This is a genomic window from Serratia entomophila (assembly GCF_021462285.1).
Lineage (GTDB): Bacteria > Pseudomonadota > Gammaproteobacteria > Enterobacterales > Enterobacteriaceae > Serratia > Serratia entomophila.
Map to the genome: position 1 here is coordinate 3878256 of NZ_CP082787.1, position 26336 is coordinate 3904591.

Sequence of the window (26336 nt, forward strand, 5' to 3'; positions counted from 1 at the left end):
TGCTCTAAAACACCTTCGGTGTTGTAAGGTTAAGCCTCACGGATCATTAGTACTGGTTAGCTCAATGCATCGCTGCACTTACACACCCAGCCTATCAACGTCTTAGTCTTAAACGTTCCTTCAGGGGCCTTAAAGGCCCAGGGAAGACTCATCTCGAGGCAAGTTTCGCGCTTAGATGCTTTCAGCGCTTATCTTTTCCGCACTTAGCTACCGGGCAGTGCCATTGGCATGACAACCCGAACACCAGTGGTGCGTTCACTCCGGTCCTCTCGTACTAGGAGCAACCCCTCTCAATCTTCCAACGCCCACGGCAGATAGGGACCGAACTGTCTCACGACGTTCTAAACCCAGCTCGCGTACCACTTTAAATGGCGAACAGCCATACCCTTGGGACCTACTTCAGCCCCAGGATGTGATGAGCCGACATCGAGGTGCCAAACACCGCCGTCGATATGAACTCTTGGGCGGTATCAGCCTGTTATCCCCGGAGTACCTTTTATCCGTTGAGCGATGGCCCTTCCATTCAGAACCACCGGATCACTAAGACCTACTTTCGTACCTGCTCGAGCCGTCACTCTCGCAGTCAAGCTAGCTTATGCCTTTGCACTAACCTCACGATGTCCGACCGTGATTAGCTAACCTTCGTGCTCCTCCGTTACTCTTTGGGAGGAGACCGCCCCAGTCAAACTACCCACCAGACACTGTCCTCACCCCGGATTACGGGGCCGAGTTAGAACATCAAACATTAAAGGGTGGTATTTCAAGGTTGGCTCCACGCAGACTGGCGTCCACGCTTCAAAGCCTCCCACCTATCCTACACATCAAGGCTCAATGTTCAGTGTCAAGCTATAGTAAAGGTTCACGGGGTCTTTCCGTCTTGCCGCGGGTACACTGCATCTTCACAGCGAGTTCAATTTCACTGAGTCTCGGGTGGAGACAGCCTGGCCATCATTACGCCATTCGTGCAGGTCGGAACTTACCCGACAAGGAATTTCGCTACCTTAGGACCGTTATAGTTACGGCCGCCGTTTACTGGGGCTTCGATCAAGAGCTTCGCCTTGCGGCTGACCCCATCAATTAACCTTCCAGCACCGGGCAGGCGTCACACCGTATACGTCCACTTTCGTGTTTGCACAGTGCTGTGTTTTTATTAAACAGTTGCAGCCAGCTGGTATCTGCGACTGGCTTCAGCTCCATCCGCAAGGGACTTCACCTACGCGCCAGCGTGCCTTCTCCCGAAGTTACGGCACCATTTTGCCTAGTTCCTTCACCCGAGTTCTCTCAAGCGCCTTGGTATTCTCTACCTGACCACCTGTGTCGGTTTGGGGTACGATTCTGTGTTACCTGATGCTTAGAGGCTTTTCCTGGAAGCTTGGCATCAACTACTTCTGCACCGTGGTGCATCGTCATCACGCCTCAGGGTTGAATAAGCAACCGGATTTACCGGGTCACTCCCCCTACACGCTTAAACCGGGACAACCGTCGCCCGGCTAGCCTAGCCTTCTCCGTCCCCCCTTCGCAGTAACACCGAGTACAGGAATATTAACCTGTTTCCCATCGACTACGCCTTTCGGCCTCGCCTTAGGGGTCGACTCACCCTGCCCCGATTAACGTTGGACAGGAACCCTTGGTCTTCCGGCGAGCGGGCTTTTCACCCGCTTTATCGTTACTTATGTCAGCATTCGCACTTCTGATACCTCCAGCAACCCTCACAGGCCACCTTCAACGGCTTACAGAACGCTCCCCTACCCAACAACGCCTAAGCGTCGCTGCCGCAGCTTCGGTGCATGGTTTAGCCCCGTTACATCTTCCGCGCAGGCCGACTCGACCAGTGAGCTATTACGCTTTCTTTAAATGATGGCTGCTTCTAAGCCAACATCCTGGCTGTCTATGCCTTCCCACATCGTTTCCCACTTAACCATGACTTTGGGACCTTAGCTGGCGGTCTGGGTTGTTTCCCTCTTCACGACGGACGTTAGCACCCGCCGTGTGTCTCCCGTGATAACATTCTTCGGTATTCGGAGTTTGCATCGGTTTGGTAAGCCGGGATGGCCCCCTAGCCGAAACAGTGCTCTACCCCCGAAGATGAGTTCACGAGGCGCTACCTAAATAGCTTTCGGGGAGAACCAGCTATCTCCCGGTTTGATTGGCCTTTCACCCCCAGCCACAAGTCATCCGCTAATTTTTCAACATTAGTCGGTTCGGTCCTCCAGTTAGTGTTACCCAACCTTCAACCTGCCCATGGCTAGATCACCGGGTTTCGGGTCTATACCTTGCAACTATTCGCCCAGTTAAGACTCGGTTTCCCTACGGCTCCCCTATACGGTTAACCTTGCTACAAAATATAAGTCGCTGACCCATTATACAAAAGGTACGCAGTCACACCACGAAGGTGCTCCCACTGCTTGTACGTACACGGTTTCAGGTTCTATTTCACTCCCCTCGCCGGGGTTCTTTTCGCCTTTCCCTCACGGTACTGGTTCACTATCGGTCAGTCAGGAGTATTTAGCCTTGGAGGATGGTCCCCCCATATTCAGACAGGATGTCACGTGTCCCGCCCTACTCATCGAACTCACAGTCAATGCATTTTAGTGTACGGGGCTATCACCCTTTACTGCGCGACTTTCCAGACGCTTCCACTAACACAAGAACTGATTCAGGTTCTGGGCTCCTCCCCGTTCGCTCGCCGCTACTGGGGGAATCTCGGTTGATTTCTTTTCCTCGGGGTACTTAGATGTTTCAGTTCCCCCGGTTCGCCTCGTTAAGCTATGTATTCACTTAACGATAGTGCAACGAATTGCACTGGGTTTCCCCATTCGGGTATCGCCGGTTATAACGGTTCATATCACCTTACCGACGCTTTTCGCAGATTAGCACGCCCTTCATCGCCTCTGACTGCCTAGGCATCCACCGTGTACGCTTAGTCACTTAACCTCACAACCCGAAGATGTTTCCATCGTTCGCGCTGCAAACATTTGAGAGACTCTATGACAGGTTACTCTTTACCCCAGTACATCTACGGAGGGATAAATTTCAGCCGTCATGTTTCAATTTTCAGCTTGTTCCAGATTGTTAAAGAGCAAAATACTTCGCAGCATACTGTCGCCAATATACTCTGAAGTAGTGAAATACCGGACTATATGGTGGAGCTAAGCGGGATCGAACCGCTGACCTCCTGCGTGCAAGGCAGGCGCTCTCCCAGCTGAGCTATAGCCCCATACAGTCACAGCAGAGACCTTTATGGTTACCAACTCAACCAAGAGTTAATTCTTTCTTAGGCCAGGCATGCGGAAGGGACGTTTACTTTTGTAAACGACCGCGCGCATAACGCAGTATAAGGGAGAATTTGGTAGGCCTGAGTGGACTTGAACCACCGACCTCACCCTTATCAGGGGTGCGCTCTAACCACCTGAGCTACAAGCCTATAAAGGTATTTCTGCTCGTTACTTTTTCATCAGACAATCTGTGTGAGCACTTCACGCGAATCAATATCATTAGGTAAGGAGGTGATCCAACCGCAGGTTCCCCTACGGTTACCTTGTTACGACTTCACCCCAGTCATGAATCACAAAGTGGTAAGCGCCCTCCCGAAGGTTAAGCTACCTACTTCTTTTGCAACCCACTCCCATGGTGTGACGGGCGGTGTGTACAAGGCCCGGGAACGTATTCACCGTAGCATTCTGATCTACGATTACTAGCGATTCCGACTTCATGGAGTCGAGTTGCAGACTCCAATCCGGACTACGACGTACTTTATGAGGTCCGCTTACTCTCGCGAGCTCGCTTCTCTTTGTATACGCCATTGTAGCACGTGTGTAGCCCTACTCGTAAGGGCCATGATGACTTGACGTCATCCCCACCTTCCTCCGGTTTATCACCGGCAGTCTCCTTTGAGTTCCCGACCGAATCGCTGGCAACAAAGGATAAGGGTTGCGCTCGTTGCGGGACTTAACCCAACATTTCACAACACGAGCTGACGACAGCCATGCAGCACCTGTCTCAGAGTTCCCGAAGGCACCAATCCATCTCTGGAAAGTTCTCTGGATGTCAAGAGTAGGTAAGGTTCTTCGCGTTGCATCGAATTAAACCACATGCTCCACCGCTTGTGCGGGCCCCCGTCAATTCATTTGAGTTTTAACCTTGCGGCCGTACTCCCCAGGCGGTCGATTTAACGCGTTAGCTCCGGAAGCCACGCCTCAAGGGCACAACCTCCAAATCGACATCGTTTACAGCGTGGACTACCAGGGTATCTAATCCTGTTTGCTCCCCACGCTTTCGCACCTGAGCGTCAGTCTTCGTCCAGGGGGCCGCCTTCGCCACCGGTATTCCTCCAGATCTCTACGCATTTCACCGCTACACCTGGAATTCTACCCCCTCTACGAGACTCTAGCTTGCCAGTTTCAAATGCAGTTCCCACGTTAAGCGCGGGGATTTCACATCTGACTTAACAAACCGCCTGCGTGCGCTTTACGCCCAGTAATTCCGATTAACGCTTGCACCCTCCGTATTACCGCGGCTGCTGGCACGGAGTTAGCCGGTGCTTCTTCTGCGAGTAACGTCAATGCAATGCCGTATTAAGACACTACCCTTCCTCCTCGCTGAAAGTGCTTTACAACCCGAAGGCCTTCTTCACACACGCGGCATGGCTGCATCAGGCTTGCGCCCATTGTGCAATATTCCCCACTGCTGCCTCCCGTAGGAGTCTGGACCGTGTCTCAGTTCCAGTGTGGCTGGTCATCCTCTCAGACCAGCTAGGGATCGTCGCCTAGGTGAGCCATTACCCCACCTACTAGCTAATCCCATCTGGGCACATCTGATGGCGTGAGGCCCGAAGGTCCCCCACTTTGGTCCGTAGACGTTATGCGGTATTAGCTACCGTTTCCAGTAGTTATCCCCCTCCATCAGGCAGTTTCCCAGACATTACTCACCCGTCCGCCGCTCGTCACCCAGGGAGCAAGCTCCCCCGTGCTACCGCTCGACTTGCATGTGTTAGGCCTGCCGCCAGCGTTCAATCTGAGCCATGATCAAACTCTTCAATTAAAAGCTTGATTTGCTTCAACTCGTGAAGCGATGCTCAAAGGTTACTGCTTCAAAAATTGCTTTTTTACAAGCTAGTCACTCTTCAAGACTTGATATTTTTTCGTACCCGAAGGTACTGGATATCGTCTTGTGGAGTGCCCACACAGATTGTCTGATAAATTGTTAAAGAGCAGTGAGTTAGCCGCTTTCGCTTGTTAACTCGAGGTGGCGTATATTACGCTTTCCTCTTTCAGAGTCAACCCTAATTTTCAGGATTTTTTCTCTGCGACCCCCGGATACTCTGTGAAGTTGTTCACATGTTCCGTGTCGATGGAGGCGCATTATAGGGAGCCGGTTCAGAATGACAAGGGTTAATATGCATTTTTTATCTGACCGCTCACTATTCATTCGTAACGCCTATTAAACCCGCTTTTTAATGGCTTCCGGCAGGTCCGCCAGGCTGTTTAACACCCAATCGGCCAGTTTCTCACCCTGTTCCGTTACCGGCTTGCCGGTGCGCACCAGCACCTTAGTGCCAACGCCGGCCGCGATCGCCGCCTGCATATCTTCCGGTTTGTCACCCACCATATAAGAAGCGGCCATATCGATGTTCAATTCCCGCTGCGCCTGCAGCAGCATGCCCGGCTGCGGTTTACGGCAGTCGCATACCTGGCGGTACTCTTCTACTGCCGCTTCGGGGTGGTGCGGGCAGAAATAGATGCCGTCGAAGTCGACGTCGCGATCGGCCAGCGACCAGTCCATCCATTCGGTCAGGTACATAAACTGGTCTTCGCTGAACATGCCGCGCGCAATGCCGGACTGGTTGGTCACCAGGACCAGCGCAAAGCCCATTTTTTTGAGTTCGCGACAGGCGTCAATCACGCCATCGATAAATTGGAAATTGTCGATTTCATGGACATAGCCATGGTCGACATTAATCGTGCCGTCACGATCGAGAAAAATTGCTGGAACGCTTTGTGTCACCGGTTTACTCCTGAGGGCCTGAATACGCCGACAGTATCGCATGTTTTACCGGGTGCTGAGAACGCTGGAGAGCGGTGTTGATCGTTGACTTAGACGTCTAGACGCCTTAACATCTGACCATACCTTGGTTCCACGCCAAGGTTTACTTTTATCTAGCCACGGGCAACCACGCTAAAATAAGAAGAATATGATTAAACTTTCTAACATCACCAAAGTGTTCCAGCAGGGTTCGCGCACCATTACCGCGCTCTCTGACGTGACTCTTCACGTCCCTGCCGGGCAAATCTACGGCGTTATCGGCTCTTCCGGCGCCGGTAAAAGCACGCTGATCCGCTGCGCCAACATGCTTGAGCGACCGACTTCCGGCCAGGTGCTGGTCGACGGGCAGGATCTGACTTCACTCTCGGAAAGCGAACTGACCCGCGCGCGCCGCCAGATTGGCATGATTTTCCAGCACTTTAACCTGCTGTCTTCCCGCACGGTGTTCGGCAACGTCGCGCTGCCGCTGGAGCTGGACAATACGCCGCGCGCCGAAATCAAAAAACGCGTGACCGAACTGCTCGAACTGGTGGGCCTGGCGGACAAGCACGACGCTTACCCGGCCAACCTGTCCGGCGGCCAAAAGCAGCGCGTGGCGATCGCCCGCGCGCTGGCCAGCAATCCGAAGGTGCTGCTGTGCGACGAAGCCACCAGCGCGCTGGATCCGGCCACCACCCGCTCCATTCTGGAACTGCTGAAAGACATCAACCGCCGCCTGGGCCTGACCATTTTGTTGATCACCCATGAAATGGACGTGGTGAAACGCATCTGCGACCAGGTCGCAGTCATCAGCCAGGGCCAGCTGATTGAGAAAGACAGCGTCAGCGAAGTGTTCTCTCATCCGAAAACCCCGCTGGCCCAACAGTTTATTCAATCGACCCTGCATCTGGATATCCCGGACGACTACGCCAAGCGCCTGGTGCCGGATCGCCAGGGCGATCGTCAGCCGCTGCTGCGCCTGGAGTTCACCGGCCAGTCCGTTGACGCGCCGCTGCTGTCCGAAGCCGCTCGCCGCTTCAACGTCAACAACAACATTATCAGCGCCCAAATGGATTACGCCGGCGGCGTGAAATTCGGCGTGATGCTGGCGGAGCTGCACGGCAGCGACGAAGACGCGCTGGCAACGATTAAGTTCCTGCAGGAAAATCAGGTAAAAGTAGAGGTTCTGGGTTATGTCTGAGGCAATGATGTGGTTAATGGCGCGTGGCGTGTGGGAAACCGTCATGATGACCTTTGTCTCCGGCTTCTTCGGTTTCGTGCTCGGCCTGCCGGTGGGCGTGCTGCTGTATGTGACCCGTCCGGGGCAGATCGCCGCCAACAACACGCTGTATAGAGCGCTGTCGGGCCTGGTGAATATTTTCCGCTCCATCCCCTTCATTATCCTGCTGGTATGGATGATCCCGTTCACCCGCATGATCGTCGGCACCTCGATCGGCCTGCAGGCCGCCATCGTGCCGCTGACCGTCGGCGCCGCGCCGTTCATCGCCCGCATGGTGGAAAACGCCCTGTTGGAGATCCCCTCCGGCCTGGTGGAAGCGGCGCGCGCCATGGGCGCTACCCCGCTGCAGATCATCAAGAAGGTGCTGTTGCCTGAAGCCCTGCCGGGCCTGGTCAACGCCGCCACCATCACCCTGATCACTCTGGTAGGCTACTCGGCCATGGGCGGCGCGGTTGGCGCCGGCGGTCTGGGGCAGATCGGTTATCAATACGGGTATATAGGTTATAACGCCACAGTGATGAATACCGTATTAGTATTACTGGTAGTTCTGGTCTATCTGATTCAGTTCTGTGGCGATCGCATCGTCAAGGCCGTCACCCACAAATAGTTTTCACCGCATGTTAATGCGAGTCTAATGAGGAAGGGATATGTCGTTAAAATTTAAATCCATCGCGGCAATCGGCGCACTGATCGGCACTCTGGCTCTGGCAGGCTGCGGCCAGGATGAAAAAGATCCGAACCACATCAAAGTCGGCGTCATTGTCGGTGCTGAACAGCAGGTTGCTGAAGTTGCGCAGAAAGTCGCGAAAGAAAAATACGGCCTGAACGTCGAGCTGGTGACCTTCAACGACTACGTGCTGCCTAACGAAGCGCTGAGCAAAGGGGATATCGACCTGAACGCCTTCCAGCACAAGCCGTACCTGGATCAACAGATCAAGGATCGCGGCTACAAGCTGGTGCCGGTCGGCAGCACCTTTGTTTACCCGATTGCCGGTTACTCCAAGAAAATCAAATCGCTGGACGAACTGAAAGAAGGTTCCCAGATAGCCCTGCCTAACGACCCGACCAACCTGGGCCGTTCACTGCTGCTGCTGCAGAAAGTGGGCCTGATCAAGCTGAAAGACGGTGTTGGCCTGCTGCCAACCGTGCTGGACGTGACCGAGAACCCAAAAAACCTGAAGCTGGTCGAGCTGGAAGCGCCACAGCTGCCGCGCTCGCTGGACGATCAACAAATCGCGCTGGCGGTGATCAACACCACCTACGCCAGCCAGATTGGCCTGACGCCGGCGAAAGACGGCCTGTTTGTTGAAGACAAGGATTCTCCTTACGTGAACCTGCTGGTAGCCCGCGAAGATAACAAAGACGCGGAAAACGTGAAGAAATTCGTTCAGGCCTACCAGTCTGACGAAGTGAACGAAGCGGCCAACAAGATCTTCAACGGCGGCGCAGTCAAAGGCTGGTAAGCGCTCAGGCGCCAATTTTATTCCTATAATTGCAAGACGGGCTACGGCCCGTCTTGTTATTTCCACCATAGATTGTTTCAATAGCGCCACTTTCATTAAGGCAGAGGAATATCAATGCGTGTTTTACCTCTCTGTTTGTTAGCGCTTGCGCTGGCCGGATGCTCATCGCAACGTATCGCGCCATCCTCAACAAGCAGCACCAGCAAACCTACTGCAACCGCACCGGTCAAGACCACACCGGCAGCGCGTCCGGCGCCGGTCAAACTGTACAAAAGTGCAGAAGAACTGGTGGGCAAACCTTTCCGCGATCTGGGCGAAGTTTCCGGCGAATCTTGCCAGACCACGGTACAGGACTCGCCGCCAAACCTGACCACCGCCCGCAAGCGTATGCAGATCCGCGCGTCTTATATGAAGGCCAATGCGGTGTTGCTGCACGACTGCCAGATTGTCAGCGGCGTTGCCGGCTGTTACCAACAGGCCGTCTGCCAGGGCTCGGCGCTTAACGTCTCGTCCAAATGACCGAATTTGTTTTCAATCAGATCGGTACTATCCGCTCGCCGTATAAAGAAAAATTCGCCGTTCCCCGCCAACCGGGGTTAGTCGAAGACGGTGGCGGCGAACTGGTGCTGCTGCCGCCCTATAATCAAGCGGAAGCGGTGCGCGGCCTCAGCGATTTCAGCCATCTGTGGGTGATGTTCATTTTTCATCAGACCCTGGATGGCGGCTGGCGCCCGACGGTGCGCCCGCCGCGCCTGGGCGGCAATGCGCGCATGGGCGTGTTCGCCACCCGTTCAACCTTCCGCCCCAACCCGCTCGGCATGTCTCTGATCGAACTGAAAGGCGTGCGCGTCCGGGGCGGTGAAGTGGTGCTGGAGCTGGGCAGCCTCGATCTGGTCGACGGCACGCCGGTGGTGGACATCAAACCTTACCTGCCCTTTGCCGAGAGCCAGCCGCAGGCCCGCGCCGGGTTTGCCCAGGCGGCCCCCGCCGGTGATATGCCGGTGCATTTCACGCCGCAGGCGGAACAACAGCTGCAGCAGCATCAGGCGCGTTACCCGCAGCTGCGGCGTTTTATCAGCCAGGTGCTGGCGCAGGACCCTCGCCCCGCCTATCGTAAAGGTGAGGAAGCCGAACGGGATTACGCCGTCTGGTTGCTGGATTTCAACGTGCGTTGGCGAGTGGCGGATCAACAAACCGAAGTGTTGTCGCTCGACCCGCGTTAAAATTCCGCCGTGTCTCTTTTGACGGCCCGCTCGCGCTGGTAAACTAAACCACTTTTGTCGCTTTTGGCCGCCACTCTGGCAGCCCGATGCAATTTGCAGTTCTAACGGAACCAAAACACCATGCGTACTAGCCAATATCTGCTCTCCACCCTGAAGGAGACACCTGCCGATGCCGAAGTGATCAGCCACCAGCTGATGCTGCGCGCCGGGATGATTCGCAAGCTGGCCTCCGGTCTTTACACCTGGCTGCCGACCGGCCTGCGCGTTCTGAAAAAGGTTGAAAACATCGTTCGCGAAGAAATGAACAATGCAAACGCGATCGAAGTTTCCATGCCGGTGGTTCAGCCCGCCGACCTGTGGCAGGAAAGTGGCCGCTGGGAACAGTACGGCCCGGAGCTGCTGCGCTTTGTCGATCGCGGCGAGCGCCCGTTCGTGCTGGGCCCAACGCATGAAGAAGTGATCACCGATCTGATCCGCAACGAGATCAGCTCGTACAAGCAGCTGCCGCTGAACTTCTTCCAGATCCAAACCAAGTTCCGCGACGAAGTGCGCCCGCGTTTCGGCGTGATGCGTTCCCGTGAGTTCCTGATGAAGGACGCCTACTCCTTCCACACCACGCAGGAATCGCTGCAGGCCACCTACGACGCGATGTACGAAGCCTACAGCAAGATCTTCAGCCGCATGGGCCTGGATTTCCGCCCGGTGCAGGCGGATACCGGTTCGATCGGCGGCAGCGCCTCACACGAATTCCAGGTGCTGGCCGACAGCGGTGAAGACGATATCGTGTTCTCCACCGGCTCCGACTTCGCCGCCAACATCGAGCTGGCCGAAGCGGTCGCCCCTGCCCAGCCGCGCGCGGCCGCCAGTGAAGAACTGCGCATCGTCGACACGCCGAACGCCAAAACCATCGCCGAGCTGGTCGAGCAATTCCAGCTGCCGGTGGAAAAAACCGTTAAGACGCTGCTGGTGCGCGCCACCGAAGACAGCGGCCACAAGCTGGTCGCCCTGCTGGTGCGCGGCGATCACGAGCTGAACGAAGTCAAAGCGGAAAAGCTGCCACAGGTTGCCGCACCGCTGACCTTCGCTACCGAAGAAGAAATTCGCGCTATCGTTGGCGCCGGCCCGGGTTCGCTGGGCCCAGTCAACCTGCAGGTGCCGGTGGTTGCAGACCGCAGCGTGGCGGCGATGAGCGATTTTGGCGCCGGCGCCAACGTCGACGGCAAACACTACTTCGGCATCAACTGGGAGCGCGATCTGCCGCTGCCGCAGACGGCCGATATCCGTAACGTAGTGGAAGGCGACGCCAGCCCGGACGGCCAGGGCACGCTGCTGATCAAACGCGGTATCGAAGTGGGCCATATCTTCCAGCTCGGCACCAAATACTCGGAAGCGATGAAGGCCACCGTGCAAGGCGAAGACGGCCGCAACCAGCTGCTGACCATGGGCTGCTACGGCATCGGGGTAACGCGCGTGGTGGCTGCGGCCATCGAGCAGAACCACGACGAGCGCGGCATCATCTGGCCAGACGCTATCGCGCCTTTCCAGGTCGCTATCCTGCCGATGAACATGCACAAGTCCTTCCGCGTGCAGGCGCTGGCCGAAGAGCTTTACAACACCCTGCGCTCCCACGGTATCGATGTGATCCTCGACGACCGTAAAGAGCGCCCGGGCGTAATGTTCGCGGATATGGAACTGATTGGCGTACCGCACTCTATCGTCATCGGCGACCGCAACCTCGACAGCGAAGAGATCGAATATAAAAACCGCCGCATCGGCGAGAAGCAAATGATTAAAACCGGTGAAATCGTTGATTTCCTGCTGGGGCAAATCAAGCGCTGATCGTCAGGCAATAAAAAACCCGCCTCGGCGGGTTTTTTATGTCGGTTATTTGCTGTCGCAGTTTTTGCTGCGATCGAAAACAATCTTGCCGTCCGGCACCAGCGCCTTCTCGATTTGCCCCTCTTCCATCGAAGGCTGCACGCTAAAGTGCGCGTTGAAGGTCAGGAACACAGGTTCGCCCGGCGTTTTATACGCCTTGGCGTAACCCCTCTCCAGCGCGATATTGTTGTCTATCGGGAAGGTCTTGCCGGTGGCGCAGTCTTTGAACACCGCCGCATCCGCCATATAGGTATAGCTGCCTTTTAACTGCATCGGCGTTTTGGGCAACGGCTTATCGACCGGATCCAGACGGTAGTTCAGCGTAGACTCGATAGGCGCGCCGCTTTGATCCAGCATCTCCAGGCTTTTGCCCACCGGGCGGAAGTAACGCTTATCTCCCTTGCTGTCGGTCAGCACCAGCTTATCCGCGGTGCGGGCCCATTTGCCGTAATCGGCAAAGGCCTGATCGCCGTCCCTGCTGCCGCGGTAGGTTTCCTGCAGCACGAAAGTGCCGTCTTCATCCAGGAACAGCGCGGTGTCGATACCTTCGCAATCGGCACAGGGCAACAGGCCCTGATAGCTTTGCTGCATCGGCTGCAGCGGTTGTTCCTTCGGCTGATAATGATTGTTGCATCCCAACAACGAGAGCGCCCCTGCCGCCAAAAACAGGGCTACAGTAATTTTCTTCACAGTTATTCTCCTACTGTGTTCATGTATTTCCTAAGTGCGGATCTTGCCGCGCAGCGCCTTGGTGGCACCTTTACGTACCTTGCCTTCCAAACGGCGTAATTTGGCCCCTTTGCTGGGCTTGGTCGCCTTGCGCGCTTTTTCCACCACCATAGCCTGCTGAATCAGCGCCACCAGCCGGGCCAACGCCGCTTCACGGTTAAGTTCCTGGCTGCGATATTCCTGCGCTTTGATAATCACCACGCCGTCGGCGGTAATTAAATGGTGGTTAAAGGCCAGCAGCCTTTCTTTATAATACTCTGGCAGGCTGGAGGCCCGGATGTCAAAGCGCAAATGGATCGCCGTTGAGGTTTTGTTCACGTGCTGGCCGCCCGCGCCCTGCGCGCGGATGGCGGTCAATTCCAGTTCATTGTCCGCTATGACTACGTTTCTTGACAGTTCCAGCACCGGTCACACCTGCGCCTGTTGCCACTCGGCAAACTGGATTTCCAGACTATTCTGAGCGTCGGACAGCCAGATAGTTCCTTCCTGCAGCGTGGCCTGCAACGTCATATTGCGGCTGGCCAGCGCGGTAAGCCGTGCCAGCTGCCCGTCATCCAGAAAACGCACGCTGAGGTTCTTGTAGCCGGCCACCTTGCTCTGCATGCTCTGCCACCAAACGTGCCCGGCGCGCTCGCCATAGGCATACAGCACCACGCGCGGCGACTGGTTGCAGGCTTTCTTGATACGCTTCTCGTCCGGCAGGCCCATTTCGATCCACATCTCCAACCCATTATGGTCGTTGCGCCGCCAAATCTCCGGCTCGTCTTCGGCGCTCAGGCCCTTGGTGAACACCAGCCGCTCGTCGGCGTGGCAGATCCAGGCCAGCAGGCGCAGCATCATGCGTTGTTCGGTTTCGGAAGGATGCTGTGCCAGAGTCAGGGTGGCGTCGTGGTAGAAGTGACGATCCATATCAGCGATATTGACCGCGGCTTTATAAATGGTTGCTTTCAGCGCCATGGGTGACCTCATAATTATCAGGCGACAGTGTACTTGATCTGGCCGGTCCGCAGCCAGCGCGGCTGGCCAAAGCGCAGTGCGAAAGGCGCGCAGAGGTGCTAATAACTCCACAACAGCTGTGCTATAGTCGTCTAGGATAGGGTAAAACTCCAAGAGCCTGGGCCTCATCGCTATATCCTCTTCGATGACGCAGAGGTTCTTAAGGGAGGAAACAGTGCAACAATATTGTGAGTTAGTACGCCGTTTTTACGCCGAGATTGGCAGTGGTGATCTCGGCTACGTGCCTGATGCGCTAGCATGTGTGTTAAAGGCATTGGACGCTGTCGCTGCGGATAACGCGCTACCGTCCTCCGTTAGGGAACAGGCGGCCTTTGCCGCCGCTAACTTATTGGTGAGCGACTATGTTGATGAATGATGAGTATCAACCCATCAATTGCGATGACTACGACAACCTGGAACTCGCCTGTCAGCATAAACTTATTCTGAAGCTGGAGTTACGCGACGGAGAAGTGATCGAAGCCAAGGCGATCGATCTGCTGCAAAAAAAGCGCGTTGAGTATCTGACCATCGAGCAAAACGGCAACCAGCGCGATCTTCGCCTGGACCACATCAGCAGTTTTAGTCATCCGGAAATCGGTACCGTCGTCGTCAGCCTTTCGGACTGACCCACCGCGGTAACCCCATCCCAACAGGGCAGCCCATCGGCTGCCCTCGTCATTTTAGGGCTTCAGGCTGGCGTAATAGGCCGCCAGATCGGCAATATCCTCATCCGACAGCCCGGAAACAAAGGCTTTCATCACTTCGGCCTGGCCGCCGTTACGCTCGCCCTTTTTATAGGCCAGCAGCGCATACTGCAGATACAGCGCGTTCTGCCCGGCCAGATTAGGGTATACCGGCGCCTTAACCTTGCCTTCCGCGCCATGACAGGCCATGCAACTGGTGGATTTATTCTTGCCGGCCACGACGTCGCCCGCCGCCATCGCAGGCAGGCTGAACAGAGCGGCGGCCAACAGCATCACACGAACTAACGTCATCATTGCTCCTCCCGATTATAATTTTTATCCCAGTGCAGCCGCCAGGGCTGCGCGCCCGGCTGCGCCTGGCCCGCCTCGCTGATGAATACGCCCAGCGCGGCGATCAACTGCTCGTCATAATAGATCAGCGGGATGCGCTCACGCAGCCAGGGCGCGATACCCAGCTCCTGCCACAGCTTTTTGATCGGGCGCGAATGAGCGCGACCAACGATGCGCACCGCGCCCCGAGCGCCAAAACGCACGCTGACCTGCTGCGAAGGCAGCGGCGCGCGCAGTTGCACCTCGCCTTCTCCGCTGATTAAACGGCCCAGCCCGCCGGGCAGCGTCAAAGGTTCATGACCTTGCCATGGCAGGCGAATATCGCGCAGCTCCGCCAGCAGCGGCAGCAGATACAACCGGCCGCGAAAACGACGGATTTGATAGGGCCCCGGCTGCAGCTGCGGCTCGGCGTCCGCCCGGCTGAGCGCGACCTCATCCCACAGGCGTTGCAGCTGCTCGCGCGCAGGCATGGCGACGTTATGCAAGGCAATCCAGCGGCGCAGCAGGGCAAAACGCCGCGCCGGCGAACAGCCCTGCAGGCCGTCGATCGCCAGCGACTTATCTGCCGCCAGCAACGCCTGCAGCTGCTCCGCCAGCAGCTCATCCAACAGCTGCTCTTGCTCGGCGCACAGGCTGGCGCTGCGGGCAACGGCCGAGGCAAAGTGCGGCCAGCGCTGATTGAGCAGCGGCAACACCTGCAGCCGCAAAAAGTTGCGATCGAAGCGCGGGTCCTGATTGCTGTCGTCGTCTATCCAGGATAATTGGTGCCGTTGCGCATAGTCCTCCAGCTGCAGGCGCGAGCAGCCCAGCAGCGGCCGCAACAGCCTATGATCGCCCAGCGCGCCGCGCGCCGCCATCGACGACAAACCGGCCGGGCCGCTGCCGCGTTTGAGCGCCAGCAGAAAGGTTTCGCTTTGGTCGTCGAGGTGCTGAGCGGTGATCAGGGCCTCGCCGGCCTGCAGCATGGCACTGAAGGCGGCATAACGCGCGGCGCGCGCCGCCGCCTCGATGCCGCCTTCGCGGGCGTCCACCTGCACCCGCCGCACGCTCAGCGGCACCTGCCACAGCGCGCACTGCCGCTCGCAGTGTTCGGCCCAGTCGTCGGCAAAGGCGCTCAGACCATGATGCACATGCACCGCCCGCAGCTGCAGTTCAGGCCGCCGCCGGCGCAGCTGCGCCAGCAGATGCAGCAGCACGCTGGAATCCAGCCCGCCGCTGAACGCCACCAGCAGTTGCCGCTGTTCAGCCAGTTGCTCCGCAACCTGCGTCGTTAATTGATTGATATCCATGGATAGGCTTTGTCACTTCCCCATTGCGCACGTTAACCCTTTATAGCTCATACAATTCCAGCGGCAGCCCATCGGGATCGCTAAAGAAGGTGAAACGGGACTGGGTGTAGGGATCGACGCGCACCGGCTCGCACGCCACCCCGGCCGCCTGCAGATGGGCAATCGCCTGCCCGATATCCTCGACGCTGAACGCCAGGTGACGCAGCCCGCAGGCCTCGGGGTGGCTGACGCGGGCCGGCGGCGAAGGGAAAGAAAACAGTTCGATACTGTATTGGCCGTTGAGCGCCAGATCCGCTTTCCACGAATCACGCTCTTCACGATACACTTCGCTCAACAGGGTGAAGCCGAGAATGTCGCAGTAAAAATGCTTGCTGGCGGCGTAATCGGCGCCGATGATGGCGATATGATGCACCTGGCGTAATGCCAACATAGGGGTTCCTCATGCGTTTTCGATAAGGCAAGGTATCCGGCGCTACCGGCAACGTCAACGGCAAAACGCCGGCGGTTCAGGCTTTCAGCACTTTCACCAGATAACGGCCGTCCTCCGTCAGCCTGGCGCCGTGAATATCGGTTTCAAACCCGGGGTAGCGCTCGCCTATCGAGCACAGCATCAGCAGAAAATCGAGCACCGCACGGCTTTCTTCGGTGATCATTTCCCCCGGCATCACCAGCGGCACGCCTGGCGGATAAGGCAGGATCATGTTGGCCGCCACCTTGCCCACCAGCTGATCCAGCTCGCAGGTTTCCACGTTGCCGCGCACCTGCTGCTGGAACATCTGATGCGGCGTCAGCTTCATCTCCGGCAGCACGTCAAACGCCCGTTGCATCAGGCCTGGCAGATCGTGTTGGCAAATTAACCGGTGGATCCCAGCCGCCAGATCCTGGATGCGCATGTTACGGTAGAAGTCCGGATCCTCGGCATACAGATCCGGCAGCATGTTCTTCACCCGCAGGTTGAGATCGTAAGCACGTTTGAAATCGGTCAGCCCGCGCAGCAGGCTCATCGCCTTGGTTTTGTCGATGCCGATGCTGAACAGGAACAGCAGGTTGTAAGGCCCGGTCTTCTCCACCACGATGCCGCGTTCATCCAGGTATTTCGCCACCAGCGCCGCCGGAATGCCGCTCTCTTCCAGCGTGCCCAGCTCATTCATGCCCGGCGTCAGGATCGTCACCTTGATCGGATCCAGATACATGTGATCGCGGTCGGTATCGCCAAAGCCATGCCAGTTATCGTCCGGATCCAGCGGCCAGCACTGCGCCTCGTCGATTTGCTCCGGCTGCCAGATGTCGAAGAACCAGCTGTCGCTCTCCTCGCGCAGCCGCTGCACCTCGCGGCGAAAATGCAGCGCGCGCTCCACCGAACGATTGATCAGCCGCCGCCCCGGGTTGCCGCGCAGCATGGCGGCGGCGGTTTCCATCGACGCCACTATGCCGTAATTCGGCGAGGTGGTGGTGTGCATCATATAGGCTTCGTTGAAGGTGCCTTCATCGTAGTCGCCCTTGATGTGGATCATCGAAGCCTGCGAGAACGCCGCCAGCAGCTTGTGGGTCGACTGGGTCTCGTAAATCACCTTGCCGGGCGTACGCTCGCCGCTCATGCCGCTCTTGCCGTCGTAGATCGGGTGGAAATTGGTATAGGGCACCCAGGCGGAGTCGAAATGGATCGAGGGCACATCCAGCGTCTGCTTGATGTAGTCGGTATTGTACAGCAGGCCGTCGTAGGTGGAGTTGGTGATCACCGCATGCACCGGCCAGCTGGCGTTGGCGGTGGCCGCCACCTGGGCGGCGATGCTGCTGCGGGTGAACTGGTGCTGCGGAATGCCGCCGAGAATGCCGTAGGCGTTGCGCAGCGGGCGCAGATAGACAGGCACGAGGTCGGTCATCATCAGCAGATGGCACAGTGATTTGTGGCAGTTGCGGTCAATCAATACCGTGCTGCCGGCCGGCGCCGAATACATGCCGACGATCTTGTTGGCGGTGGAGGTGCCGTTGGTCACCAGGTAGCTCTGCTCGGCGTTGAAGGTGCGCGCAATGTACTCTTCCGCCTCCAGATGCGGCCCGGTATGATCGAGCAGCGATCCCAGCTCGGTTACCGAGATAGAAACGTCGGCCTTCAGGGTGTTGGCGCCGAAGAAGTCGTAGAACAGGCAGCCCACCGGGCTTTTCTGGAAGGCGGTGCCGGCCATGTGGCCCGGCGTGCAGAAGGTATATTTGCCTTCGCGCACGTAGTTGAACAGCGCCTTGGTCAGCGGCGGCGTGATGGCGTCAATGTACTCAGCAGTGTATTGCTGGATGCGCTGGGCGATATCGTCGGCCGCATTCAGGCCGTACTCGAAGAAGTACAGCACCATGCGCATTTCATGCAGGCTGACGTCGAAGGTGGAATGGGTGTTGATAAAGGCATACAGCGGCAGGTATTCGTTCAGATCGTTGATTTCGCTGCACAGCTCCAGGCTGTAGTCATCCCAGTCGAAAATCACCCCGCAGATGCGCGCATTGGCTTCGATCAGCTTCAACAAATCGCCGCCGTCCTTTGGGTAGATCAGTTGAAAGCCCATTGCGGCCAGCGCGGCGTGGAGTTCGCGGATCGGCTCATCTTTGTAATACACGCCGGTCGGGCTCATGATCGCGATGATATTCATCGACTGCTCCTGTCAGTTAACCGCCAAGGTTCTATAACAACATGAAAATCCAGCGGTGTGTAGCCAAAAAAAAACCGCCCGAAGGCTAACACCGATCGGTTAAGCAAAATGATCGGTTGAACGATCCGGTGGGTAGACGACAATAGCCTCATCAATTCTCTGATGGGGCTTTTTTATGCTTTCAACCTGGCTTGACGATACCCAGACCTGGGCTGAACCCGTTTCACTTTCCTGTTTTCAGCGTGCCATTCCCCTTGAGTGGATTTCTCAGGTCCTTGATTCCACGAATAAAGCCAGTATCCGTAAACGTAAACTCCCCGCAGAACTCGTGGTCTGGCTGATTGTGGGCATGGGCCTGTACCGCGACCGCTCCATCACGGACGTTGTGACAAAACTCGACCTCGTCCTGAGTTCGCAGGAAGGTGAGACTCTCGCTGCCAGCTCCATTGCCCAGGCACGCCAGCGGTTGAGCGATGAACCGCTTCGGGAGCTCTTCACCCTGACGGCCAGCCACTGGACTCAACAGGAAGATAAGGATGACCTCTGGCACGGACTGCGGCTGTTCGCCGTTGATGGCACCCTTTTTCGCACACCCGATACGCCCGAACTTGCAGACCATTTTGAGTACATAAAGCATCGTCCGGACAGACACACTGAGTACCCGATGGTCAGGCTGTGCGCCATGATGTCGCTGCGCAGCCGGTTGATCCATGACGTGAAATTCGGGCCGGCAAATACCGGCGAAGTCAGTTACGCGAAGCAATTATCGCCGCAGGCGAAAAGCCTGACGCTGTTTGACCGCTGCTATTTATCCGCAGAGTTACTGATTAACTGGCAACGCAGACAGAACGATGCGCACTGGCTGGTTCCCCTGAAGGGAAACACGAAATACCGTGTAGTGGAAACGTTCGGAGAAGGAGACCATCTGGTGGAGATGCAGGTCTCACCGCAGGCCCGAAAACAGGACAGCTCGCTGCCTGAATACTGGCAGGCCCGGCTAATAGAATGTGAAGATGAATCAGGCCATTACAAAGGTTTTATCAGCTCTTTGAGCGAGCCGGAGCTGTATCCGGCAGACTCGCTGCGTTATGTGTATCAGGAGCGGTGGAGCATAGAAAATGGCTACGGAGAGCTGAAACAGTTCCAGCTGAGCACAGCGACGTTGCTGCGCAGCCAGAAAGTGAGCGGGATTTACCAGGAAATCTGGGGTCTGTTGACGGCCTATAATCTGGTCAGAATGGAGATGAGTCAGATAGCACGGGAAGCAAAAGTGCCGCCACTGCGGATAAGCTTCGTGATGGCGATGAGACTGATCCAGGATGAACTCATCTGGTGTTCACTGAGTAAACCAGGGACGATCCCGACGAAGCTGAAGAAAATGCGGGAGAATGTGAAGCAATTTATCCTGCCAGAAAAGAGAAAACGGCCCAAAAAGAGGACCGTTCGAATCTCAAAAACCCAGTATCCCGTTCACTCAAAACATCTTAAGTGAACGGTGTTAGCCCGAAGGCGGTTTCTTGCAGAGAATGACGGAACTCAGCAGTAGCCGTAGTTCATCAGACGCTGATAACGACGGTTGAGCAACTCTTCGTTGTTCAGGCCGTCGAGATCCTTCAGGTCCGCCAGCAGCTGCGCCTTCAGCGAAGCGGCCATGGCGGGCACGTCGCGGTGGGCGGAGCCCAAAGGTTCCGGGATCACCGAGTCGATCAGCTTCAGCTCCTTCAGGCGCGGAGCGATAATGCCCATCGCTTCCGCCGCCAACGGCGCTTTGTCGGCGCTCTTCCACAGGATGGAAGCGCAACCTTCCGGTGAAATCACCGAGTAGGTGCTGTACTGCAGCATGTTCACTTTGTCGCCCACGCCGATCGCCAACGCGCCGCCGGAGCCGCCTTCGCCGATCACGGTGCAAATCACCGGCACGTTCAGACGCGACATCTCACGCAGGTTGCGCGCGATGGCTTCAGACTGGCCGCGTTCTTCCGCACCCACGCCCGGGTAAGCGCCAGGGGTGTCGATAAAGGTGATGATCGGCAGCTTGAAGCGGGAAGCCATTTCCATCAGGCGCAATGCCTTGCGGTAGCCTTCCGGCGCCGGCATGCCGAAGTTGCGACGGATTTTTTCTTTGGTTTCGCGGCCTTTCTGATGACCAATGATCATCACCGGGCGGCCATCCAGCCGCGCAATGCCGCCGACAATCGCTTTGTCGTCGGCATAGGCGCGATCGCCCGCCAACTCTTCGAAGTCGGTAAAGATGTGTTTGATATAATCCAGGGTATAAGGACGGCGCGGGTGGCGTGCCAGCTGGGCAATCTGCCAGGCCCCAAGATCGGCAAAAATCTTGCGCGTCAGCTCAACGCTCTTTTCACGCAGGCGCTGAACCTCTTCGTCCAGATTAATATCTAATTTTTCGTCTTGACGGCTGACTGCGGTCAGCGAGTCAATTTTCGCTTCCAGCTCTGCAATCGGCTGTTCAAAATCAAGAAAATTCAGACTCATAACATTCCTATATTAGTCAAATTCCAGTTCCACCTGCTCATTGCCTACCAACGTCCGCAAGTCTATCAACAAGCGATCGGTGGGCGTTACGCGCCAGGTTGCGCCAAAACGCAGCTTGGCTCGCGCATCTTCCCGTTGGTAGTAGAGATGCACTGGAATCGTCCCCGAGCGATGGGGTTCCAACGACTGGCGGAGACGGTTCAAAAGCTGGTCATCAATTTGCCTGTCCGTCAGCGAGATAGCAAGCCCGCGAGCGTATTTTTCACGGGCTTCACTGATGTCCATTACCTCGCGGGCCATCATTTTAAGCCCGCCGCTAAAGTCATCAAAGCTGACCTGTCCACTGGCGATCAGGATACGGTCTTTTTCCAACAAATGCTGGTATTTTTCTAACGCTTCGGTGAATAACATCACCTCCAGACGGCCGGAACGGTCGTCCAGCGTGCAAATGCCGATGCGGTTGCCGCGCTTGGTCACCATCACCCGCGCGGCGACCACCAGCCCGACGGCGGTAGTCATCTTGCCCCGATCCGTCGGATGCATGTCTTTCAAACGCTGGCCACCGGCGTAGCGTTCGATTTCCTTCAGGTACTGGGTGATCGGGTGGCCGGTGAGGTATAACCCCAGCGTCTCCCGCTCGCCGTCCAGCACCACCTGCTCCTGCCACCGCGGCACGTTGGCGTAGGATTGCTCCACCTGCTCCGGCGCTTCCGCCAGTACGCCAAACATGTCCACCTGGCCGATAGCTTCGGCTTTGGCGTGCTGATCGGCCGCCTTCAGCGCGTCGCCCAATGAGTTCATCAGCGCGGCGCGGTGCGGGCCAAGGCGGTCGAACGCCCCGGACATGATCAGCTTTTCCAGAATTCGGCGGTTCAGTTTCTTGATGTCGGAACGCGCGCACAGGTCGAACAGGTCTTTGAAATAGCCCTGTTCGCCGCTGTTGCGCGCTTCGATGATGGCTTCGATCGGCCCCTCACCCACGCCCTTGATGGCGCCGATGCCGTAGACGATTTCGCCTTCGTCGTTAACGTGGAAGTGATACTGCCCGCTGTTGATGTCCGGCGGCAGGATTTTCAGCCCCATGCGCCAGCATTCGTCCACCAACCCCACCACTTTATCGGTGTTGTCCATATCGGCGGTCATTACCGCCGCCATAAACTCGGCCGGGTAGTGCGCCTTCAGCCACAGCGTCTGGTACGACACCAGCGCATAGGCGGCGGAGTGCGATTTGTTGAAGCCGTAACCGGCGAATTTCTCCACCAGGTCGAAGATTTTGACCGACAGCTCGCCGTCGATGCCGCGCGATTTCGCACCGTCTTCAAAGCCGCCGCGCTGCTTGGCCATCTCGACCGGGTTCTTCTTGCCCATGGCGCGGCGCAGCATGTCCGCGCCGCCCAGCGTATAGCCGGCCAGCACCTGGGCTATCTGCATCACCTGTTCCTGGTACAGGATGATGCCGTAAGTCGGTTCCAGCACCGGTTTGAGCGACTCGTGCTGCCATTGGATATCCGGGTAGGAAATCTCTTCGCGCCCGTGCTTGCGGTCGATGAAGTTATCCACCATGCCGGACTGCAGCGGGCCGGGGCGGAACAGCGCCACCAGTGCGATCATGTCTTCGAAGCAGTCGGGCTTCAGGCGTTTGATCAGGTCTTTCATGCCGCGCGATTCAAGCTGGAACACCGCGGTGGTTTCCGAGCGCTGCAGCATGTCGAAGCTTTTCTTGTCATCGAGCGGGATGGCGGCGATGTCGATCGGCGGCTCGCCGCTCTTGGCGCGGCGGGCGTTGATCATCTCCAGCGCCCAATCGATGATGGTCAGGGTACGCAGGCCAAGGAAGTCGAACTTCACCAGGCCGGCGTATTCCACGTCGTTCTTGTCGAACTGGGTGACCGGGTGGTGGCCTTCGGCGTCGCAGTACAGCGGCGCAAAGTCGGTTATCTTGGTCGGCGCGATCACCACGCCCCCGGCGTGTTTACCGGCGTTGCGCGTCACCCCTTCCAGCTTGCGCGCCATGTCGATCAGCGCCTTGACCTCTTCGTCGGCCTCGTAAATCTCCGGCAGCTGCGGTTCGGCGGCAAAGGCCTTTTCCAGCGTCATGCCCGGATCGGGTGGCACCAGCTTGGATATGCGGTCGACAAAGCCATAAGGGTGGCCCAGCACGCGGCCCACGTCGCGGATAACCGCTTTCGCCGCCATGGTGCCGAAGGTGATGATCTGCGAAACCGCTTCACGCCCGTACATCTCCGCCACGTGCTCGATCACCAGATCGCGCTTTTCCATGCAGAAGTCGACGTCGAAGTCGGGCATCGAGACACGTTCCGGGTTCAGGAAGCGTTCGAACAGCAGGTCAAACTCCAACGGATCGAGGTCGGTGATTTTCAGCGCATAGGCCACCAGCGAACCGGCGCCGGAGCCGCGGCCCGGGCCAACCGGCACGTTGTTGTCCTTCGACCACTGGATGAACTCCATCACGATCAGGAAGTAACCGGGGAAGCCCATCTGGTTGATCACCCTCAGCTCGACGTCCAGACGCTCGTCGTATTCCGGGCGGCGCTGGGCGCGCACTTCAGGATCGGGGAACAGGAACTCGAGACGCTCTTCCAGCCCTTCCTTCGACTTGAGCACCAGGAAATCCTCGGTGGTCATATCGCCGGTCGGGAACTGCGGCAGGAAGTATTCGCCCAGGCGAATGGTCACGTTGCAGCGCTTGGCGATCTCTACGCTGTTGAGCAGCGCTTCCGGAATGTCGGCGAACAGCTCGCACATTTCGTCTTCGCTGCGCATATATTGCTGCGGGCTGTAGTTGCGCGGGCGTTTGGGATCGTCCAGCGTAAAGCCGTCGTGGATGGCGACGCGGATTTCATGGGCGTCAAAGTCGTCTTCCACCAGGAAACGCACGTCGTTGGTGGCCACCACCGGCAAACCGCGCTCGGTGGCTAACGCCACGGCGGCGTGCAGATAGTTTTCTTCGTCCTGCCGGCCGGTGCGGATCAGTTCCAGGTAGTAACTGTCGGGGAAATACTGCTGGTAGAACTCCAGGCACTGCTCCACCTGCGGCTGGTTGCCGCGCAGCAGAAACTTGCCGACGTCGCCGTGGCGTGCGCCGGACAGCAGCAGCAGCCCTTCGCGGTGTTCGATCAGCCAGTCGCGATCGATAATCGGACCGGCGGCGCCGTAGCCGCGCTGGTAGGCGCGGGAAATCAGCAGCGTCAGGTTCTGGTAGCCTTCGTTGTTGGTCGCCAGCACCGTGAGCTGCGCCAGCTCATCGCCCAGCACCTCGCTTTGCACATGAAAATCCGCGCCGATGATCGGTTTGATCCCGGCGCCGTGCGCGCTGCCGTAGAACTTGACCAGACCGCACAGGTTGGTGAAGTCGGTGATAGCCAAAGCGGGCATGGCTAAGGCAGCGGCTCTTTTCACCAAAGGTCCAATCTTGGCCAATCCATCGATCATGGAGTAGTCACTGTGAACGCGAAGGTGAATAAAACGAGGTTCGGCCATATCCAGATACCTGAATGAAGGGGCTCGGCGCACCGAGCCCGGGTTAACTCTATCGCATTTCAGCCCGGGCGGCCGGGCCGGCGAATTACGGCGCCAGCGCCCTTCTCACCGGCGCAAAGCTGCGGCGGTGATGCTCGGTGGCCCCCAGCGCGGCCAGCCGCTCCAGATGAAACGGGGTCGGGTAGCCCTTATGCTGGGCAAAACCGTAGTCCGGGAAAGCGCGATCCAGCTCGGTCATTTCGCGATCGCGCGTGACCTTGGCCAGAATCGACGCAGCGCTGATTTCCGCCACGCGGCTGTCGCCCTTCACCACCGCCTGCGAACGCATCGGCAGCTTCGGGCAGCGGTTACCGTCGATTAAAACCATGTCCGGCGCAATATGCAACCCGGCCACCGCACGCTGCATCGCCAACATGGTGGCATGCAGGATGTTCAATTGGTCGATTTCTTCCGGTTCGGCGCGCCCCAGGCTCCAGGAGAGCGCCTTGGCGACAATTTCGTCATACAGCGCCAGGCGGCGCTTTTCGCTGAGCTTTTTCGAATCCGCCAGGCCGACAATCGGCTGAGCCGGATCGAGGATCACCGCGGCGGTCACCACCGCGCCAACCAAAGGGCCGCGGCCCACTTCATCCACGCCGGCAATCAGCGTTGCGGCGGGATAGATAAAGGGTTCAATCATGCTTTCGCCAGCTCCAACACAGCCTGAGCGGCCTGTTCATCAGCACCGCAACGGATGCTTTGGTGCAAGGTAAGGAAGGTTTGCTTCAGCGCTTCGGTCTGCGGGCTCTCTTCCAACAGCGGCATCAGCGCAGCGGCCAGTTTGTCCGGCACGCAGTCGTGCTGCAGCAGCTCGGTGACGATTTCCCGGCCCGCCAACAGGTTGGGCAACGATACATAAGGCGTCTTCACCAGGCGCTGCGCCAACCAGAAGGTAAAGGGCTTCATGCGGTACCCCACCACCATCGGGCATTTGGCCAGCATGCACTCCAGCGCCGCGGTGCCCGACGCCAGCAACGCCGCGTCGCTGGCCACCATCGCCTCGCGCCCCTGCCCGTTCAGCAGGTGGACAGTCAGCTCCGGCGCCACTTCAGCCTTGATGCGTTCAAACTGCTCGCGCCGCTTGGCGTTAACCAGCGGCACCACCACCTCCAGATCCGGGTAGCGGGTGCGCAGCAGCTGCGCGGTTTTCAGGAAATCGGCGCTCAGCATCTCGACTTCGGCGCCGCGGCTGCCCGGCAACAGGGCCAGACAGCGCGCCTGCGGATCGATGCCCAGCGTTGCGCGCGCCGCCAGCCTGTCAGGCTGCAGCGGCATGGCGTCCGCCATGGTGTGGCCGATAAACCGGCACGGAACGTTGAAACGATCGTAAAACGCTTTTTCGAAAGGGAGAAAGGCCAGCACCAGGTCGGTGGCTTTGCCAATTTTGAAAACGCGCTTCTGACGCCAGGCCCAAACCGACGGGCTGACATAGTGGATGGTGCGAATGCCGCGCTGCTTGAGGCGGCCTTCCAGCGTGATGTTGAAGTCCGGCGCGTCGATACCGACAAACACGTCCGGCTTCAGATCGCTGAAGCGGCGGGTGAGATCCTTGCGGATCTTCAACAGGCGTGGCAGGCGTTCGAGCACTTCCACCACGCCCATGACCGCCAGCTCTTCCATTTCGTACCAGGCTTCGCAGCCTTCGGCCTGCATCAGCGGGCCGGCGACGCCAACGAAACGCGCTTCGGGGATCTGCGCCTTGAGCGCGCGGATCAAACCGGCGCCGAGAATGTCACCGGAGGTTTCTCCGGCGACCAATCCGATAGTCAATGGACGATTCGACAT

Annotated in this window: 21 protein-coding genes, 2 tRNA genes and 2 rRNA genes; 9 read left to right on the top strand and 16 right to left on the bottom strand. The window is 57.7% G+C overall.

Annotated features, from left to right (window positions below):
• Positions 1–25: 25 nt before the first annotated feature.
• The 5 genes from KHA73_RS18820 to gmhB all read right to left on the bottom strand — a co-directional run bounded on the left by KHA73_RS18820 (position 26) and on the right by gmhB (position 6003).
• A 23S ribosomal RNA gene (locus KHA73_RS18820) occupies positions 26–2934 on the bottom strand.
• Between the two features lie 207 nt (positions 2935–3141).
• Positions 3142–3217: transfer RNA gene (locus tag KHA73_RS18825), tRNA-Ala, on the bottom strand.
• A 130-nt stretch (positions 3218–3347) separates the two neighbouring features.
• Positions 3348–3424: transfer RNA gene (locus KHA73_RS18830), tRNA-Ile, on the bottom strand.
• A 75-nt stretch (positions 3425–3499) separates the two neighbouring features.
• A 16S ribosomal RNA gene (locus KHA73_RS18835) occupies positions 3500–5040 on the bottom strand.
• Together the 16S and 23S rRNA genes with 2 tRNA genes alongside form the textbook arrangement of a ribosomal RNA operon.
• A gap of 399 nt (positions 5041–5439) precedes the next feature.
• Entirely contained in the window at positions 5440–6003 is a 564-nt protein-coding gene (gmhB, locus tag KHA73_RS18840; RefSeq protein ID WP_234585955.1) for a D-glycero-beta-D-manno-heptose 1,7-bisphosphate 7-phosphatase, read from the bottom strand.
• 187 nt (positions 6004–6190) lie between these two features.
• Here gmhB and metN point away from each other — a divergent pair, with 187 nt between their 5' ends.
• From metN to proS, 6 genes are all read left to right on the top strand, one after another.
• Positions 6191–7222, top strand: coding sequence for a methionine ABC transporter ATP-binding protein MetN (metN, locus tag KHA73_RS18845; protein WP_234585956.1), 1032 nt, complete (start codon positions 6191–6193; stop codon positions 7220–7222).
• Entirely contained in the window at positions 7215–7868 is a 654-nt protein-coding gene (locus tag KHA73_RS18850) for a methionine ABC transporter permease MetI (protein ID WP_234585958.1), read from the top strand. The genes metN and KHA73_RS18850 overlap by 8 nt, the downstream gene beginning before the upstream one ends.
• A 40-nt stretch (positions 7869–7908) precedes the next feature.
• Positions 7909–8724, top strand: a complete 816-nt coding sequence (locus KHA73_RS18855) for a MetQ/NlpA family lipoprotein (protein WP_095098956.1) — start codon at positions 7909–7911, stop codon at positions 8722–8724.
• Positions 8725–8838: 114 nt separating this feature from the next.
• A complete protein-coding gene (gene rcsF, locus KHA73_RS18860) occupies positions 8839–9243 on the top strand; it encodes an Rcs stress response system protein RcsF (protein ID WP_234585959.1) in 405 nt (134 codons plus the stop codon).
• Positions 9240–9947: a tRNA (N6-threonylcarbamoyladenosine(37)-N6)-methyltransferase TrmO gene (gene tsaA, locus KHA73_RS18865; RefSeq protein WP_234585961.1), complete on the top strand. Its 708-nt coding sequence runs from the start codon at positions 9240–9242 to the stop codon at positions 9945–9947. Before rcsF ends, tsaA begins: the two co-directional genes overlap by 4 nt.
• Positions 9948–10067: 120 nt before the next feature.
• Positions 10068–11786 (top strand): proline--tRNA ligase, encoded by a 1719-nt coding sequence (gene proS / locus KHA73_RS18870; RefSeq protein WP_234585962.1) that lies wholly within the window; start codon positions 10068–10070, stop codon positions 11784–11786.
• 45 nt (positions 11787–11831) lie between these two features.
• Here proS and nlpE read toward each other — a convergent pair whose 3' ends face one another.
• From nlpE to KHA73_RS18885, 3 genes are read right to left on the bottom strand one after another with little or no spacing between them, the layout of a single operon-like run.
• Positions 11832–12515, bottom strand: a complete 684-nt coding sequence (nlpE, locus tag KHA73_RS18875; RefSeq protein WP_234585963.1) for an envelope stress response activation lipoprotein NlpE — start codon at positions 12513–12515, stop codon at positions 11832–11834.
• A gap of 30 nt (positions 12516–12545) precedes the next feature.
• Positions 12546–12959 carry an alternative ribosome rescue aminoacyl-tRNA hydrolase ArfB gene (gene arfB / locus KHA73_RS18880; RefSeq protein WP_234585965.1) on the bottom strand — a complete coding sequence of 138 codons (414 nt, stop codon included), beginning with the start codon at positions 12957–12959 and terminating at the stop codon, positions 12546–12548.
• A gap of 3 nt (positions 12960–12962) precedes the next feature.
• The gene (locus KHA73_RS18885) at positions 12963–13511 is read right to left on the bottom strand and encodes a YaeQ family protein (protein WP_234585966.1); all 549 of its coding nucleotides are present in this window, start codon (positions 13509–13511) and stop codon (positions 12963–12965) included.
• 214 nt (positions 13512–13725) lie between these two features.
• On the opposite strand from KHA73_RS18885, the gene KHA73_RS18890 reads away from it, so the two are divergent.
• Positions 13726–13926: a YaeP family protein gene (locus tag KHA73_RS18890; RefSeq protein ID WP_073970287.1), complete on the top strand. Its 201-nt coding sequence runs from the start codon at positions 13726–13728 to the stop codon at positions 13924–13926.
• Positions 13913–14176 carry a Rho-binding antiterminator gene (gene rof / locus KHA73_RS18895; RefSeq protein ID WP_234585968.1) on the top strand — a complete coding sequence of 88 codons (264 nt, stop codon included), beginning with the start codon at positions 13913–13915 and terminating at the stop codon, positions 14174–14176. Before KHA73_RS18890 ends, rof begins: the two co-directional genes overlap by 14 nt.
• A gap of 54 nt (positions 14177–14230) precedes the next feature.
• On the opposite strand, the gene KHA73_RS18900 is transcribed toward rof, so the two are convergent.
• The 4 genes from KHA73_RS18900 to KHA73_RS18915 form a co-directional block, all read right to left on the bottom strand.
• A complete protein-coding gene (locus tag KHA73_RS18900; protein WP_234585970.1) occupies positions 14231–14548 on the bottom strand; it encodes a c-type cytochrome in 318 nt (105 codons plus the stop codon).
• Entirely contained in the window at positions 14545–15873 is a 1329-nt protein-coding gene (gene tilS / locus KHA73_RS18905; RefSeq protein ID WP_234585972.1) for a tRNA lysidine(34) synthetase TilS, read from the bottom strand. The genes KHA73_RS18900 and tilS overlap by 4 nt, the downstream gene beginning before the upstream one ends.
• A 40-nt stretch (positions 15874–15913) precedes the next feature.
• A complete protein-coding gene (locus KHA73_RS18910) occupies positions 15914–16303 on the bottom strand; it encodes a VOC family protein (RefSeq protein WP_234585973.1) in 390 nt (129 codons plus the stop codon).
• A 76-nt stretch (positions 16304–16379) separates the two neighbouring features.
• Positions 16380–18515, bottom strand: a complete 2136-nt coding sequence (locus KHA73_RS18915; RefSeq protein WP_234585975.1) for a lysine decarboxylase LdcC — start codon at positions 18513–18515, stop codon at positions 16380–16382.
• 175 nt (positions 18516–18690) lie between these two features.
• Between KHA73_RS18915 and KHA73_RS18920 the strand changes: the two genes are divergently transcribed.
• Positions 18691–20007 carry an IS4 family transposase gene (locus KHA73_RS18920; protein WP_234584928.1) on the top strand — a complete coding sequence of 439 codons (1317 nt, stop codon included), beginning with the start codon at positions 18691–18693 and terminating at the stop codon, positions 20005–20007.
• A 44-nt stretch (positions 20008–20051) separates the two neighbouring features.
• On the opposite strand, the gene accA is transcribed toward KHA73_RS18920, so the two are convergent.
• The 4 genes from accA to lpxB all read right to left on the bottom strand — a co-directional run bounded on the left by accA (position 20052) and on the right by lpxB (position 26336).
• Entirely contained in the window at positions 20052–21011 is a 960-nt protein-coding gene (gene accA, locus KHA73_RS18925) for an acetyl-CoA carboxylase carboxyl transferase subunit alpha (protein WP_234585977.1), read from the bottom strand.
• A 12-nt stretch (positions 21012–21023) separates the two neighbouring features.
• On the bottom strand, positions 21024–24512 hold the full coding sequence (gene dnaE, locus KHA73_RS18930; protein ID WP_234585978.1) for a DNA polymerase III subunit alpha: 3489 nt from the start codon (positions 24510–24512) through the stop codon (positions 21024–21026).
• Between the two features lie 85 nt (positions 24513–24597).
• Positions 24598–25191 carry a ribonuclease HII gene (rnhB, locus tag KHA73_RS18935; RefSeq protein ID WP_234585979.1) on the bottom strand — a complete coding sequence of 198 codons (594 nt, stop codon included), beginning with the start codon at positions 25189–25191 and terminating at the stop codon, positions 24598–24600.
• Positions 25188–26336 (bottom strand): lipid-A-disaccharide synthase, encoded by a 1149-nt coding sequence (lpxB, locus tag KHA73_RS18940; RefSeq protein ID WP_234585980.1) that lies wholly within the window; start codon positions 26334–26336, stop codon positions 25188–25190. Before lpxB ends, rnhB begins: the two co-directional genes overlap by 4 nt.

Coding starts and splice junctions, on each gene's coding strand:
- accA (WP_234585977.1), bottom strand. CDS start 21,011: ATGAGTCTGAATTTTCTTGATTTTGAACAGCCGATTGCAGAGCTGGAA.
- tsaA (WP_234585961.1), top strand. CDS start 9,240: ATGACCGAATTTGTTTTCAATCAGATCGGTACTATCCGCTCGCCGTAT.
- KHA73_RS18920 (WP_234584928.1), top strand. CDS start 18,691: ATGCTTTCAACCTGGCTTGACGATACCCAGACCTGGGCTGAACCCGTT.
- lpxB (WP_234585980.1), bottom strand. CDS start 26,336: ATGTCGAATCGTCCATTGACTATCGGATTGGTCGCCGGAGAAACCTCC.
- metN (WP_234585956.1), top strand. CDS start 6,191: ATGATTAAACTTTCTAACATCACCAAAGTGTTCCAGCAGGGTTCGCGC.
- KHA73_RS18855 (WP_095098956.1), top strand. CDS start 7,909: ATGTCGTTAAAATTTAAATCCATCGCGGCAATCGGCGCACTGATCGGC.
- dnaE (WP_234585978.1), bottom strand. CDS start 24,512: ATGGCCGAACCTCGTTTTATTCACCTTCGCGTTCACAGTGACTACTCC.
- KHA73_RS18910 (WP_234585973.1), bottom strand. CDS start 16,303: ATGTTGGCATTACGCCAGGTGCATCATATCGCCATCATCGGCGCCGAT.
- KHA73_RS18850 (WP_234585958.1), top strand. CDS start 7,215: ATGTCTGAGGCAATGATGTGGTTAATGGCGCGTGGCGTGTGGGAAACC.
- KHA73_RS18915 (WP_234585975.1), bottom strand. CDS start 18,515: ATGAATATCATCGCGATCATGAGCCCGACCGGCGTGTATTACAAAGAT.
- rcsF (WP_234585959.1), top strand. CDS start 8,839: ATGCGTGTTTTACCTCTCTGTTTGTTAGCGCTTGCGCTGGCCGGATGC.
- KHA73_RS18900 (WP_234585970.1), bottom strand. CDS start 14,548: ATGATGACGTTAGTTCGTGTGATGCTGTTGGCCGCCGCTCTGTTCAGC.
- rof (WP_234585968.1), top strand. CDS start 13,913: ATGTTGATGAATGATGAGTATCAACCCATCAATTGCGATGACTACGAC.
- KHA73_RS18885 (WP_234585966.1), bottom strand. CDS start 13,511: ATGGCGCTGAAAGCAACCATTTATAAAGCCGCGGTCAATATCGCTGAT.
- proS (WP_234585962.1), top strand. CDS start 10,068: ATGCGTACTAGCCAATATCTGCTCTCCACCCTGAAGGAGACACCTGCC.
- rnhB (WP_234585979.1), bottom strand. CDS start 25,191: ATGATTGAACCCTTTATCTATCCCGCCGCAACGCTGATTGCCGGCGTG.
- tilS (WP_234585972.1), bottom strand. CDS start 15,873: ATGGATATCAATCAATTAACGACGCAGGTTGCGGAGCAACTGGCTGAA.